The sequence below is a fragment of the Sorangium sp. So ce145 genome (genome assembly GCF_051525985.1).
GTDB classification, from domain to species: Bacteria; Myxococcota_A; Polyangia; order Polyangiales; family Polyangiaceae; genus Sorangium; species Sorangium cellulosum_B.
On the sequence record NZ_CP150315.1, the window covers coordinates 10,833,970 to 10,847,831 of the forward strand.

Consider the following 13,862-nt stretch of genomic DNA (forward strand, 5'->3'; position numbering starts at 1 on the left):
GCGTGTTGCCCGAGGGATTCGAACGACAGGAGACATGACGATGACGACGCGAACGATTGGTTTCTGGGCCGCGCTCTCGATGACCCTCATCGCCTGCGGGGCGCCGGAGGTAGCGACCGAAGGGGGCGGCGACGACGGCGAGATCGCCGCGGCCGCGCAGGAGATCGAGGGGTTCACGTTCGACGCGCGGGAGCTCGCCACGGCGCCCGCCGCGAGGCTCCCGGCGGCCCGGCTGACGCTGCGTTCATTCGATGACGCGCTCATCCAGCGCTCGCTCATCGGGGCCGATCAGCAGTTCACGCCGCTCAGCGAACTGGGGCGCCGGACGGAGCACGAGTCGGCGGACTGGACCTACGAGAAGGACCCGTCGAACGGCCAGGTGCTCGTCCTGCGAAAGACGCCGAGCGGGCCGCGGATCTCGCCGGACGAGGCGCTCCTCCAGCGGAACGCGCTGGCGCGCCTGAACAGCTGGGGCATACCGAACGACGAGATCGGGGCCGTTGTGCAGCGGAGGACGCTGCGCGAGGATCAGGACGGAACGGCGGCTTCCGCCCCGGAGGTCCATCGTTACAAGACGTTCGTGTTCCGGGCCGTGAACGGCGTCCGGGTCCAGGGGCACCGCGCGGTCGTGACCCACACGCTCGATGGGACCTTCAACCGCGCCCTCATCCGCTGGCCCGCCATCGCCTCGACGGGCCACCGGCTCCGCACCGCGCTCACGGCGCCGGAGATCGAGCGGCGCGCCGTGGAGGCGCTCTCGGCAGAGGGGGAGAGAGGCGGCAGCGTGCGGCTGCGCTGGAAGTACGTCGCCACGCCCCTCACGAGCGGAGAGGTGACCCTGACCCTGACCGTGGGCGCGATCCTGGGCGCCGGGGCCACGCCCAGCGGCGTCACCGAGGAGCCGCGCGAGGTCGACATCGATGTCGCCGCGCCGTGACGGGCGCGCCGGAGGAGAGGCGCCCCGCCCTGGACAGCGCGCGGGCGCGGGCCGCGCGAAACCGGATCGCAATGATTCGGCGCTCGCTGGGTAACGCGGCGGACCCGTGGGACGAGGCCGTCAGGAAAACGTGTCGGCAACTCGCCGCGTCGCTCGCGCTCCACCGCCGTGCGATCCAAGCCGCATCGTTGATTCAGAGCCGCGCAGTCGGCCAGAACACACGAGTTGCGGTGGCGGTGCGCCCGTCATCGCGCATATAGTGAAGACCATGGGCGCGGCCAGGAGCAGCGGTCAAGACCCCCTCATCGGCGCGACGATCGCCGATCGATACCGGATCATCTCGCTCATCGCGCGAGGGGGGATGGGCAGGGTCTACAGGGCAGAGCAGTTCGCGCTGGGCCGGATCTGCGCCCTCAAGCTGCTCCTCCCCGATGAGCGCCTCGAGCAAGATCCGGAGTTCTTTCGACGCTTTTCGCGCGAGGCCGCGACCGCGGCGAGGCTCACCCACCCGAACTCCGTCACGGTCTTCGATTACGGCCGGGACGATCCGCGCGGGATCTACTTTATCGCCATGGAGTATATCGCCGGGCGCACGCTCCACCGCGTGCTCCACGACGAGGGCGCGCTCCCGGAGGCGCGCGCGGGCCGGATCGCGCGGCAGATCTGCCGCGCGCTCGCCGAGGCGCACGGCCTCGGCCTCGTGCACCGGGATCTCAAGCCGGGCAATGTGCTCCTCGTCGACCAGGAGGACGAGAAGGACTTCGTCAAGGTGCTCGACTTCGGCCTGGTCAAGGACGTCTCTGGGCGGCAGCTGGACGAGCTGACGCAGAGGGGCGTGTTCATCGGCTCTCCCAAGTACACCGCTCCGGAGCAGGCGATGGGCCACGAGCTCTCGCCACGCGCGGACATCTATGCGCTCGGCGTCCTGCTCTACGAGATGCTCTGCGGCAAGGCGCCGTTCGACAGGAAGGTGGCCTCGGCGACGCTCATGGCGCACGTCAGCGAGCCGCCGCCGCCGCTCGCCGATCACGCCCAGGGCGCGCTCGTGTCGCCGGCGATGACGGCCATCGTGATGCGGTGTCTCGAGAAGTGCCCTGACAGGCGCTTCCAGTCGATGAGGGAGTGCCTCACCGCGCTGAAGAGCGCGGCGGGCGAGCCGAGCGACGTCTCGCACGCCTCGCGGGCCTCGACCCCGGATCGCCTGTCCCTGGCGCAGCCCCGGGGCACGCTGCCCTCCGCGTCGTCGATCTCGGAGCTCCGCATCTCGGCCTTCTCGCCCTCTCCCAGCGAGCCGCTCGTGTCGCTTCGCCCGGCGCAGCTCGACTCGCTCTCTCCGCCGCAGGCCCCCGCGACCTTCAGCGGCTCCGTCGCCCCACCCCGTCACGCGACCGTGTCGCTCTACCTTGTCGCGCTGGTGGCGGCGATCGTCGGCGGGGGCCTGGTGCTGGCGCTCGGCTGGCGCGTGCCGGACGCCACGAGCACCCCAGCCGCCGTCCAGGCCGCCCCCATGCCGGTCGAGGCGTCAACGTCGACTACGGGTTCTCGCTCAAGCTCGTGCTCGTGCTGCCCTGATCGCTGGCAGCGCGGCCGGCCCTGAGCAAAGACCGTGGTCGAGAGGCCAATGACGACGTGAACGGTCATCGCAGAAAGGGGTCGGTTTGCGCTGGGCTGTTCCTCTGTCTCGCGGCGCTGCTCGGCTGCTCGCGGGAAGAGACCTCCCAGCCAACCGCCGGGAGCGGGGCCACGCGGCCGGCGGCGCTGCGGGCCGAGCTCGAGCCGGCGCCGGAGGGCGGCGAGCTCGCCGCGCTGGTGCAGCAGGCGCGGGAGCGCGCGCGGCGGGAGGGCCGCGAGCTCGTCGTCTACGTGGGCGCGCCCTGGTGCGAGCCGTGCACGAGGTTTCACGACGCGGTGAAGGCCGGCCAGCTCGACGCGGTCCTGCCTGCCCTGCGCCTGCTGGAGTTCGACCTCGACAGCGATCGGGAGCGGCTCGCCGAGGCCGGCTACGCGTCGGAGATGATCCCGCTCTTCGTCGTGCCCGGCGAGGACGGCCGGGGAACGCCCCTCCGCGTCGAGGGATCCGTGAAGGGCGAGCGCGCGGTGGACGAGATCGTGCCCCGGCTCGCGGCCATCCTGAGCCGAGCGCGGGCCTCGGCGCGGTGATCCTCGAGGCGCGCCGGCCGCCCCGCCCGCGCGAGCGCCGCCGCGTCGCGGTGCGCGTCGGCGTCTCGGTGGACGCGCGGAGGCCGCGGCACCATGGAAGGAACCTCATGAAGACCGCCGCCCTGCTGCTCGCAGCCGCCGCCGTGTCGCTCGCCGCGGGCTGCCGCAACGGCGCCGGCAGCGAGCCTGCCCAGCCCATGCCGAACGTCACGCCGATCGACACGCGCGCCTCCGCCGAGCCGGCGATCGACGACGAGCCGCCCACGCCGCGGCCCCCGAAGGAGGCCGATCCCACGAGCACCGACGCGTTCGAGGGCACCGCGGGCGCCACCGACAAGCCGCGCGCCGGCGCGAAGGTCGCGGTCCTGCGCGACGTGCGAACGGCCCGGCACGAGCACTACGACCGCGTCGTGTTCGAGTTCGAGGGGGACGCGGTGCCGGGCTACCACATCGATTACATCGACAAACCGGTGCGCCAGTGCGGCTCGGGAGAAGCGACGGAGATCGCGGGCGACGCATGGCTCGCGGTGCGGATGACCCCCGCGGCGGCGCACAACGACGCGGGGAACGCCACGGTCCCGTTCCGCGAGCGGAAGCTCGCGCTCGGCGTGGCGCGCGAGATCGAGCGGACGTGCGACTTCGAGGCCGAGGTGACCTGGGTGCTCGGGGTCTCGTCGCCGAACCGGTACCGCGTCCTCGAGCTGAGCAAGCCGGCGCGGCTCGTCGTCGACGTGAAGCACTGAGGCCGCGTCCACGGCACCCCTGCGGCTCCCCGCGCCGCGGGCGGGCCGCAGGGCGCGGCGCGCCCCGCCCCTCAGCCGTCCAGCGCGGGCCCGGGCTCGCCGTGGCGCGCCGGCGGCGGGGGCGCGTCGGCCGCCTTCGGCGGGGGCAGCCTCCGCGGCGGCACGACGATCTGCTTCGGCGGCGCGGCGGGGCCGCTGGACGGCCGCGGGATGTTGTAGACGCGCTTCGCCTGGATCGCCGTGGATCGAAGGCCGTTGGCCCGCTTGATCGCCTCCACGGTGGTGCCGTACTGCCGGGCCAGCGAGCCCAGGGTCTGCCCCTTCTTCGCGGTGTGGCGCACGTACTGCGACGTGGGCTTGATGGCCCCGCGCTTCACCAGCAGCGGATACGCGCGCGCGGCCGACTCCTGGGCGACCGGGCTGTAGAACCGGACGTGGATGTGGTTCGCGTGCCCCCGGGCGTGGCGGATGAGCGGGCGCGGCTTCCTCGACCCGAGCTGGAAGACCTCGTCGAGCCAGTCCTTGTCCTCCCCGATCTTCAGCGCGTGCTCCTTGAGCAGCCGCTGCACGCTGCTGTCGATGAGGATGAGCTCCACGTCGGTCTCGGTGACGAGCGCCCGGACGAAGGCCCAGGTGCGCTCCCGATCGAGGTTCGCCGCCGTGGCCCGCTGGTACCAGCGGTGCCGGGCGTCGAGGAAATAGCTGATGTCGACGTCGCGCCCGGCCTGGTGGCTCTTGTGCGGCGAGAGGCGGCCGCCCTCCCGGGCGCTGATGTGCCCGATGTAGAGCTTCGGGCTCCCCGGGAACTGCCGGTGCACCTCAGCGATCGCCCGGTCGAGCGCGTCGATCGTCTCGCGCGTCCCCCAGGCGTGGGCCGGATCGACGAGCTCCCACCGATCGCCCTCGGGCATCCGGACGCCGTTGAACAGCGCGCCCGCGTTGGTCGCGCCCAGCGACATCGGCCCGAGCGCCGCGGGGTCCTTCGAGAAAAGCTCCTCGATCTGGGCCTCGGTCATCGCCGAGAGCGGCGAGTGCGCCCGCGCACCGGTGCCCGGATCCGCCGGCGGCTCCAGGCCGTCGTCGACCTCACCGTCGTCGTCGTCGACCTCGGCATCGTGGGCGTCCGCGAGCGCGGCCTCCTCCGCCGCCGTCCCGGGCGCGGGCGAGGCGCCGCGCTGCTCCGAGGACACCCCGGAGGCCACGCGCAGCAGGCTGTCCTTGGACCGCGCCGCCTCCGGCGCCCTCCCGGCGCAGCCCGCGAGGAGGAGGGCGCAGAGGACGGAAACCAAGCTGCTGCGCCCCATCGCGGGCCACTATACCGACGCGAGGGAGCGACGCCAACCGCGGCCCCGCGCTCGCGTGCGGCGCGCTCCACGCGACGCGCGTTCAGCGTGAGCCCAGGTTACGGGGCGCCATGCGGCGTTGCGCGATGTTTTGCAGCGGCGCTCGCGTCCGCGCACGAGGGCGTTGCCGCCGCCGCGCCGGCGGCTACATGCTGCCCTCGTGCAACCGTCCCAGCGGAGCGGCCGCCCCGATCGAGCGGCCCGGGGGGCAGCCGCGCCGGCGCCGACGCCGGGGCCGGACAACGCGCCGCGCCACGACGATCGCGGCGAGCGCACGGGCGGGACGGGCGGGACCGGTGAGCGGCAGCCGGGCGGTGGGGGCCAGCAGAAGCTCTTCTCGGCCCGGGAGGTGGCGGGCAACGGGGCGGCGACGGTCGAGGGAGAGGTCGTCCGCGTCACGTACGAGAGCGAGTCGAGCGGCTTCCGGGTGCTGCGGGTGGAGGTCACCCCCGGCGCCCCGCCGGAGGTCTGGGTCGGCGTGTTCCCGCAGGTCGGGCCGGGCACGCGCGTGCGCGCGACGGGGCGCTACGAGCGCGATCCCAAGCACGGCGAGCAACTCAAGGTCGAGACCCTGCTGCCGATCGCCCCCGCCACGCTCGATGGGCTCGAGCGCTACCTCGGGTCCGGCATGGTGCAGGGCATCGGCCCGGCGTACGCGAAGCGGATCGTGGAGGCGTTCGGCACGGAGACGCTGGAGATCCTCGACCGGTCGCCGGAGCGGCTCGCCGAGGTCCCCGGGCTCGGCCAGCGGCGCGCGCAGGCGGTCGCGAAGGCGTGGGCGGCGCAGCGGGCGATCGGGGCCATCATGATCTTCCTCCAGGCGCACGGCGCCTCCCCGGCGCTGGCGAGCCGCATCTACAAGCGGTTCGGCCCCCACGCGATCGACATCGTCTCCCGCTCCCCGTACCGGCTCGCGCTCGACGTGTGGGGCATCGGCTTCAAGACCGCCGACCGGATCGCGCGCTCGATCGGCGTCCGGGCCGACTCGCCGGAGCGGGCGCAAGCGGGCGTACTGCAGACGCTGGTCGATCTGTCGACGCGCGGCCACACGCTGGCGGCGCGGCCGGAGCTCGCGGAGCTCGCGGCGGCGATGCTCGAGCGCGACGCCGCCGAGGTCGACAGCGCGATCGACGCGCTCGTGGCGAGCGGCCATGTGCGGGTCGAGACGCTCGAGACCGGCGAGGTGGCCGTCTACCCGAAGGACCTCCACGAGGCCGAGGTGCGGCTCGCGCGCCGGATGCGCTCCTTGCTGGGCGACGACGAGGACGACGCGGCGCCCGAGGCGCGCCTCGTGGAGGGCGTCGACGCGGCGATCGCCGCGTTCGAGGCGAAGACGCAGGTCTCGCTGGCGCCTGCCCAGCGGGACGCCGTGGCGCAGGCGGCGCGGAACAAGGTGCTGGTCATCACGGGCGGCCCGGGCGTGGGCAAGACGACCATCGTCCGGGCCATCCTGGCGCTCTTCGACCGCGCCCGGCTCCCGGTGCGGCTCGCCGCGCCCACGGGCCGCGCCGCGAAGCGGATGAGCGAGGCGACGGGGCGGGAGGCCGTCACGCTCCACCGCCTGCTGGAGTTCGATCCCAAGCAGCGCAAGTTCGGCCGCCAGCGGGGCCGGCCGATCGAGGCGGGGGCCATCGTGGTCGACGAGGCGTCGATGCTCGACCTGGCGCTCGCCGACGCGCTCCTGCAGGCGACGTCCGACGGCGCGCGCCTCGTGCTGGTGGGCGACGTCGATCAGCTCCCGTCGGTGGGGCCGGGCGCGGTGCTGCGGGACGTGATCGCCTCCGGCGAGGTGCCCACGGTGCGGCTCACGCAGATCTTCCGCCAGGCCGAGGGCAGCCTCATCGTCCGGAACGCGCACCGCATCCACGACGGCGAGCCGCCGGAGGGCGCGCGCGGGCCCGGCGGCGAGTTCTACGTGATCGAGCGGATCGAGGCCGAGGCGGCGGCGGATCTGATCCTCCACCTCGTGACGGAGCGCATCGGCAAGGGGTTCGGGCTGGATCCGCGGCGCGACGTCCAGGTCCTGACGCCGATGCACAAGGGCGAGGCGGGGGCGATCACGCTGAACGCGCGGCTGCAGGCGGCGCTGAACCCCGAGGGCCCGAGCGTCACGCGCGGCGCGAGGACGTTACGGCTCGGCGACAAGGTGATGCAGCTCCGCAACGACTACGACCGTGAGGTGTACAACGGCGACGTCGGCTTCATCACGGACGTGAACACCGAGGAGCGGAAGCTCCAGGTGCGCTTCGACGATCGCGAGGTCAGCTACGAGGAAGCGGAGATCGACGAGCTGACGCTCGCGTACGCGACGAGCATCCACAAGAGCCAGGGGAGCGAGTATCCGGCGGTGATCGTGCCGATCCTCACCCAGCATTTCGTGATGCTGTCGCGCAACCTCATCTACACGGCGGTGACGCGCGGCAAGCGGCTCGTGGTGCTCGTGGCGGATCCGCGGGCCGTGTCGCTGGCGCTGGCGGAGACCCGCCGTGAGGAGCGCCGCACCCACCTCGCGGAGCGGCTGCGCGGCGGCGCGCCGGCGCGCGCTGGCTCGGCGCGCACGCTCGAGGCACCCCTCGCCGCCGGCCCACGACTCGACTAGGACGGCGCGCGGCGAGGGAGAGGGCGAGCGAGATGGGCGTCCGAGACGGCGATAGCGACGGCGAGCACGACAGGGATCACACGAGCGACCGCGAGGCGGCGGCGGCGACGCGAGCCGCAGCGGCGCAGCCGGCTTCGAGCGCGGGGACCGCGGCGAGGTTCACGGTCGCGACGCGCGGATTCACGGGAGGAAGCGGTGGAAGCGGCGGAGGCGGCGGAAGCGCGTCTGACCCGAACGCGATGGCCGCGATGAGGCCGCGCGCGCTCCGAGCTCCCCCGTTGCCCGGCTGGGCCCTCCCTGCTAGCGTTCGCGCCCCTTCTACACGAACTACTGCCCCCATCATGACGGCGCGCAGGGTACCGGGGCGAGGCTGGGTGATGCCTGCGCCTCGGCGCGCGTGGGGGAGAGATCTCGGAGCATCGACGATGACGACCAACGGACAGCAGCAGGCGGGTGGGCTCAACATCACCGGAGGGGCGGCGATCGTCGCGCCCGTGAGCGCGTTTCCGAACGGCGTGCCGGGGAACGCGCTCATCGTCATCCCGATGAACAAGCCGACCGACGAGCTGAAAGGCCTGCTCGAGCAGGGTCCCGCGGCGGTGACCCTCGAGCAGATGTGGCAGCTCCTCGGCTTCAATGGGCCGGCGGTGCAGGTGCAGGACGATCAGGGGCGCCCGATCGCGATCGGCCTGGAGGACCTGCTCGCGGGGCTCGAGAAGCACTGGACCGAGCAGCCGGACGACCTGAACCGCGGGCGCATCTACGCGCAGGAGCTCCTCAAGCACAACCGGCTGGCGCGCGCCGAGCAGGTGCTCTCGAAGGTGGTCGCGAAGGGCGGCACGGGCGACGACTGGCTCGCGCTCGGCATCGCGCAGCTCTCGCAGGACAAGCACGACAAGGCCGAGGGGACGCTGAAGGGCGCGCAGAACCTGCTCAAGGACAACCCCTACCCCTCGCTGCACCTCGCGAAGCTCTACCAGGCGAAGAAGGACGACGCGAAGGAGCGCGAGTTCATCGAGAAGGCGCTCTCGATCGACGTGGACTGTATCGACGCGTGGGCCTACCTCTTCCAGTACGAGAAGCAGCGCGGCGACGAGGCGAGCGCGGTCGCCGCGGTCGAGAAGTTCTCGGCCGACAAGAAGACGGCCGCGCCGTACATCGCGATCCAGGGCTTCTACGCGGCCAACGAGGAGACGCGGGACAAGGCGGTCGAGTACGCCAAGAAGGCGGTCGCGCAGAACCCGGACAACCCGCTGGCGCTGCTCTGCCTCTCGGCGCTCTACGGGCAGAAGAACGACCTCGAGGCGGTGGTCCGCCTGCTCCAGCCGCACGAGGCGAAGATGAGCCGCGACGTGCGCCTGGCGAACAACTACTTCGAGGCGCTGTTCCAGTCGCGCCAGCTCGAGAAGGTGACCAAGCTGCTGAACGCCCTCGCGGGCTCTCCGAACAAGGAGGTCAAGCAGTTCGCCATCGAGCGGTCGCGCGCCGTCGCTCAGTACCTGCAGCAGCAGCAGCAGCAGCTCGCCGCGGCGGCCCAGCCGGCGCAGCGCAAGGCCTGACGCGCACGAACGCGTGGGGGAGCGCTGAGCGGCGCTCCTCCGCTGCCTTCGTTACCCCCAGCGCTCGCCGTCTGCCGGCGCTCAGTGACCGAAGGCGCGGCGGATGGCTTCGGCGATGCCGCCGCCCACCAGGCCGTCGGCCTTCAGGCGGTCCGTCGCCGCCTGCTTCACCTGCTCGGGCGCCTGCGCCATCGCGAACGATCGCCCCGCCACCTCGAACATCGGCACGTCGTTGAGCCAGTCGCCGACGACGACCACGTCCGACAGCTCGCAGCCGTGGTGCTCCGCGAGCCACGCGATCGCCGTGCCCTTCGTCGGCCCAGCGGCCCGGACCATCATCGCGAAGAGGCTCGCGTGGCCGTCCCGCAGGAGGGGGAACGAGACGACGAAGGCCGCTTCACCGAGCTCGGACCGGACCTCCTCGACGGCCGCCGCGACCTGGAGCTCGGTCCCGAGCGCGACCAGCGCGAGCAGGCCGTGCTCGTGCTCCCAGTACGGGTGCGACGAGACGCGCTCGACCTCGGCGATGGCGTGCGACCAGCCCCGGACATAGTGGACGTGCGGCGCGCCGGTCGCGTCGTGGACGATGCTGTCCTGCGCGAAGAGGAACGACGCCGTCGCGTGCCGCTCGGTGATCGAGCGCAGGAGGGACGCCTCGGCGCCGGAGATCGTGCGCGAGTACAGGTGCGCGTCGCCCTCGGTGTGCACGATGTGGCTGCCGTCGACGCAAGCGATGGGGCCGAGCACGCCGATCCGCCGCGCGACCTCGCGCGTCCCCGAGTACAGGCGCCCGGTCGCGATCGAGACCGGGACGCCGGCATCCTGGAGCCGCTGGATGGCGCGGAAGTCCTCGTCGTGGATGGACCCATCACGACGGACGAGGGTCCCGTCGACGTCGAGGGCGAGGAGTTTGTAGGTCGTCACCGCGCTTGAGTAGCTCGGAAGCGCGTGGAGCGCAGCAGGCGGGACGGGATGGGATGGATCAGGGCGCCCTCCCGGTGAGGAAGGCTCAGGAAGCCGGGTAGACCGACACCTGCTTCTTGGTGTTGGACTTCCACTCGTACGTGACGACGCCGTCGACGAGGGCGAAGAGCGTGAAGTCGCGGCCGGTGCCGACGTTGTGGCCAGCGTGGATCGAGGAGCCGACCTGCCGGACCAGGATGTTGCCAGCGCGCACGGGCGCCCCGGCGTACACCTTCACCCCACGGCGCTGCGCGTTCGAGTCACGGCCGTTCCTGGAGGAGCCGCCGCCTTTTTTGTGAGCCATCTCTACTTCTCCTGCTAGGCGGTGATGCCGGTGATCTTGAGCTCGGTGTACGGCTGGCGATGGCCGTTCTTGCGGCGGTAGTTCTTCCGCCGCCTGAACTTGAAGACCACGATCTTCTTGCCGCGGTCCTGCCCGGTGATCTCGGCGGCGACGGAGGCGCCGCTCACGAGGGGCTTGCCAATCTTGGGAGAGTCACCGCCGACGAGGAGCACCTCGCTGAAGGTGACCTTGTCACCGGCATTGCCGACAAGCTTCTCAACCCGGAGCTTCTGACCTTCGGCGACCCGATACTGCTTGCCGCCCGTCTTGATGACCGCGTACATGGTGCGTCTTCCTCAACCTGGGGACCGCGATCCCTCGCCATACGCCACGCAAATGGCCCTCGATCGGAGGACCCGGTGAGCGAGGGAGCGGCAGTATACGGACCTTCTCCGGCTTGGCAAGTGCTTCGCAGCGGCGTCGCCCAGGTTCTTCGCCGGAGCGACGCCCGCGGCCTCCGGGCGTGGGCAAGGCCCTGGAAAGCCCCTGCAACGCGCAGCCCGGACCGCGCGCCCGGTCGCGGCGCGGGTCGCGCTCGCCGCTCGTCGCGCACCGCCGTACCGCGCGCCTGTTTCGCCCTCACGCCTTGGTGAAGACGAACTTCTCGTCGACCACGTCGACCTGCATCGTCTGGCCGGGCTGGTACCCGCCGGCGAGGATCGTCTCGGCGAGCGGGTTCTGGAGCTCGCGCAGGATCGCCCGCTTCAGCGGGCGAGCGCCGAGGCTCGGCTCGTAGCCGAGCTCGACGAGCCGGGCCTTCGCGGCGTCCGTGAGGGCGAGGCGGATGTCCTTGTCCGTGAGCAGCTGCTCCAGCCGGCGGAGCTGGATGTCGACGATGCCCCGGAGGTCCTCCTTGCTGAGCGCCTTGAACACGACGATGTCGTCGACCCGGTTCAGGAACTCGGGGCGGAAGAACCCGCGCAGCTCCTCGAGCAGGACGTCGCGGATCGCCTCGCGCCCGTCCTCCGTGGTCCAGAGCTTGGCGTCGGTCTCGAGCACGCGCTTCGACCCGATGTTCGAGGTCATGATGACGACCGTGTTCGAGAAGTCGGCGAGCCGGCCGCGGCCGTCGGTGAGCCGGCCGTCGTCGAGGATCTGGAGCAGCAGGTTGAACACGTCCGCGTGCGCCTTCTCGACCTCGTCGAACAGGAGCACGCTGTACGGCCGGCGCCGGGCGGCCTCGGTGAGGAAGCCGCCCTGCTCGCTGTCCGCGTAGCCCGGGGGCGCCCCGATCAGGCGCTGGGCCATGTGGCGCTCCATGAACTCGCTCATATCCATGCGCGTCAGCGCCTGCTCGTCGTCGAACAGGAACTCGGCGAGCGCCTTCGCGAGCTCCGTCTTGCCGACGCCGCTCGGGCCGAGGAACAGGAACGAGCCGATCGGCTTGCCCGGATCGCGCAGGCCGACGCGCCCGCGGCGCACCGCCTTCGCGATCGCGCGCACCGCCTCGTCCTGACCCACCACCCGCTGCGCGAGCCGCGCCTCCATCTTGAGGAGCTTCTCGGCCTCGCCCTCGAGCATCTTGGCCACCGGGATGCCGGTCCAGTCGTTGAGCGTCGCCGCCACGTCCGACTCGGCGACGACGTTCGAGGTCGGCGCGACCCCCTCCCGCTGCGCGGCCTCCTCCGCGGCCTGGAGCCGCCGCCTGATCTCCGGGAGCGTGACGTGCTCGAGCTCGCCGATCTTGGCGAACGCCTTGTCGCGCTGGGCAGCCTTCAAGGCCTCCGTCGCGGCGACGAGCTCCCGGCGGATGGCCTGGCACGCCGCGATGACGCCGCGGCGCGACGCGTTACGGCTGCGCATCGACGACGCCTTCGGCTCGATCTCCGCGAGCTCCGCCTCCAGGCGCGTGCGGGTCTGGACGCTGAGCTTGTCGTCGTCGTCCGCGAGCGCGGCGATCTGGGCGCGGAGCGCGTCGACACGCCGGGTCAGCGTGTCGAGCTCGGCCGGCACGCCGTCGACCTCCACCCGCTTGCGGGCGGACGTCTCGTCGAGCAGGTCCACCGCCGTGTCGGGGAGCGCGCGGTCCGAGATGTACCGCTTGGCCAGCGCGACCGCCGAGGTGATGGCGCTCTCCCCCACCCGGACGCGGTGGTGGGCCTCGTACTTCGTGGCGATCCCGCGCAGGATCTCCGTCGCCTGATCGATGCTCGGCGCCTCCAGCGTGATCGTCGAGAACCGCCGGATGATCCCGGGATCGCGCTCGTTGATCTTGCGCACGCCCTCGGGCGTCGTCGTGGCGATGATCCGGATCTCCCCGCGCGACAGGAGCGGCTTCAGGAGCTCGCCCACGCCGGCACCCTGCACCCCCTGGCCGAAGAGCGCGTCGAGATCCTCGACGACGAGGATGCTCTCCGCGTCCTGCTCGCCGCGCAGCCGATCGACCAGGACCTTGAGGCGCTGCTCGATCTCCCCGCGGAGCTTCGCCCCGGCGACGAGCGCGCCGGTGTCGAGCTCGTAGAGGTGGGCGCCCGCGAGGTTCGTGGGCACGTCGCCGTGCGCGATCCGGTCGGCCAGGCCCCGGATGAGCGCTGTCTTGCCCACGCCGGGCTCGCCGACGATGAGGGGGTGGTTCTTGAACCGCCGCTCGAGGATCTGCAGCAAGCGGCGCGCCTCGACGTCACGGCCGATGACCGGGTCGAACCGCCCCTCGCGCGCGTCCGCGACGAGGTCCCGCGTGTAGGGCGCGGGTTGACCCGGCTCGGCCGCGTTGGCCGGCGCGGGCGAGGGCTCCCGCGAGGCCGCCTCCAGCGCCCCGAGGTGCGGCCGGAACGCGCCCGGACCGATGCCGAACGAAGAGAGGATTTCCCCGGCAGGCCCGCGGATCTCCTGGGCGAGCGCGTGCAACAGGTGCTCGATGCCCACGTTCTGCGACTTGTCCCGGGTCGCCTCCCGCTCGGCGCGCCCGAGCAGATCGAGCAAGCGAGGGCTCACGTAGGCAACACCGCTGCTGCCCGCCCTGGACAGCTTCTTCAGGGCGTTCTCGGCGAGCTGGAGCACCTCGTTCGGGTCGGCACCCGCCCGCCGAAAGACCTCGGACACGCCCCGGTCGCGCTCCAGCAACCTCATGAGCAGGTGCAGCGGCGTGACCTCGGCGTGCTGGCGCTCGTCCGCGATCTGCTGTGCACCGGCGACGACCTGCTTCGCGTCGCCGGTATAGCGATCGAGGTGAATCGTGCCCTCTTTCTCGGCCATGCGCGCAGCCTACCGCAAGG

At 72.1% G+C, this 13,862-nt stretch carries 11 protein-coding genes; 6 read left to right on the top strand and 5 right to left on the bottom strand.

Translation table 11 applies throughout. The annotated features are described in order from the left end of the window. Positions 1-40 precede the first annotated feature (40 nt). From WMF34_RS40185 to WMF34_RS40200, 4 genes are all read left to right on the top strand, one after another. Positions 41-937 (top strand): hypothetical protein, encoded by an 897-nt coding sequence (locus WMF34_RS40185; protein ID WP_437991120.1) that lies wholly within the window; start codon positions 41-43, stop codon positions 935-937. Positions 938-1,205: 268 nt separating this feature from the next. After that, positions 1,206-2,534, top strand: coding sequence for a protein kinase domain-containing protein (locus WMF34_RS40190; protein ID WP_437991121.1), 1,329 nt, complete (start codon positions 1,206-1,208; stop codon positions 2,532-2,534). 32 nt (positions 2,535-2,566) lie between these two features. After that, on the top strand, positions 2,567-3,097 hold the full coding sequence (locus WMF34_RS40195) for a hypothetical protein (RefSeq protein ID WP_012240524.1): 531 nt from the start codon (positions 2,567-2,569) through the stop codon (positions 3,095-3,097). A gap of 107 nt (positions 3,098-3,204) precedes the next feature. Then, positions 3,205-3,840: an AMIN-like domain-containing (lipo)protein gene (locus tag WMF34_RS40200; protein ID WP_437991122.1), complete on the top strand. Its 636-nt coding sequence runs from the start codon at positions 3,205-3,207 to the stop codon at positions 3,838-3,840. Positions 3,841-3,911: 71 nt separating this feature from the next. On the opposite strand, the gene WMF34_RS40205 is transcribed toward WMF34_RS40200, so the two are convergent. Beyond that, positions 3,912-5,129, bottom strand: coding sequence for a LysM peptidoglycan-binding domain-containing protein (locus WMF34_RS40205; protein ID WP_437991123.1), 1,218 nt, complete (start codon positions 5,127-5,129; stop codon positions 3,912-3,914). A 214-nt stretch (positions 5,130-5,343) separates the two neighbouring features. Between WMF34_RS40205 and recD2 the strand changes: the two genes are divergently transcribed. Continuing rightward, entirely contained in the window at positions 5,344-7,782 is a 2,439-nt protein-coding gene (gene recD2 / locus WMF34_RS40210) for an SF1B family DNA helicase RecD2 (protein WP_437991124.1), read from the top strand. 425 nt (positions 7,783-8,207) lie between these two features. Beyond that, a complete protein-coding gene (locus WMF34_RS40215) occupies positions 8,208-9,341 on the top strand; it encodes a tetratricopeptide repeat protein (RefSeq protein WP_437991125.1) in 1,134 nt (377 codons plus the stop codon). An 81-nt stretch (positions 9,342-9,422) separates the two neighbouring features. Here the strand turns inward: WMF34_RS40215 and WMF34_RS40220 are convergent, their stop codons facing one another. The 4 genes from WMF34_RS40220 to WMF34_RS40235 form a co-directional block, all read right to left on the bottom strand. After that, entirely contained in the window at positions 9,423-10,265 is an 843-nt protein-coding gene (locus WMF34_RS40220; RefSeq protein WP_012240529.1) for an HAD family hydrolase, read from the bottom strand. Positions 10,266-10,350: 85 nt separating this feature from the next. Beyond that, positions 10,351-10,608 carry a 50S ribosomal protein L27 gene (gene rpmA, locus WMF34_RS40225; protein ID WP_012240530.1) on the bottom strand — a complete coding sequence of 86 codons (258 nt, stop codon included), beginning with the start codon at positions 10,606-10,608 and terminating at the stop codon, positions 10,351-10,353. Positions 10,609-10,622: 14 nt separating this feature from the next. After that, complete coding sequence (gene rplU / locus WMF34_RS40230) at positions 10,623-10,931, bottom strand: 50S ribosomal protein L21 (protein ID WP_012240531.1); 309 nt, start codon at positions 10,929-10,931, stop codon at positions 10,623-10,625. Positions 10,932-11,226: 295 nt separating this feature from the next. Further along, positions 11,227-13,842 (bottom strand): ATP-dependent Clp protease ATP-binding subunit, encoded by a 2,616-nt coding sequence (locus tag WMF34_RS40235; protein WP_012240532.1) that lies wholly within the window; start codon positions 13,840-13,842, stop codon positions 11,227-11,229. Positions 13,843-13,862: the final 20 nt, after the last annotated feature.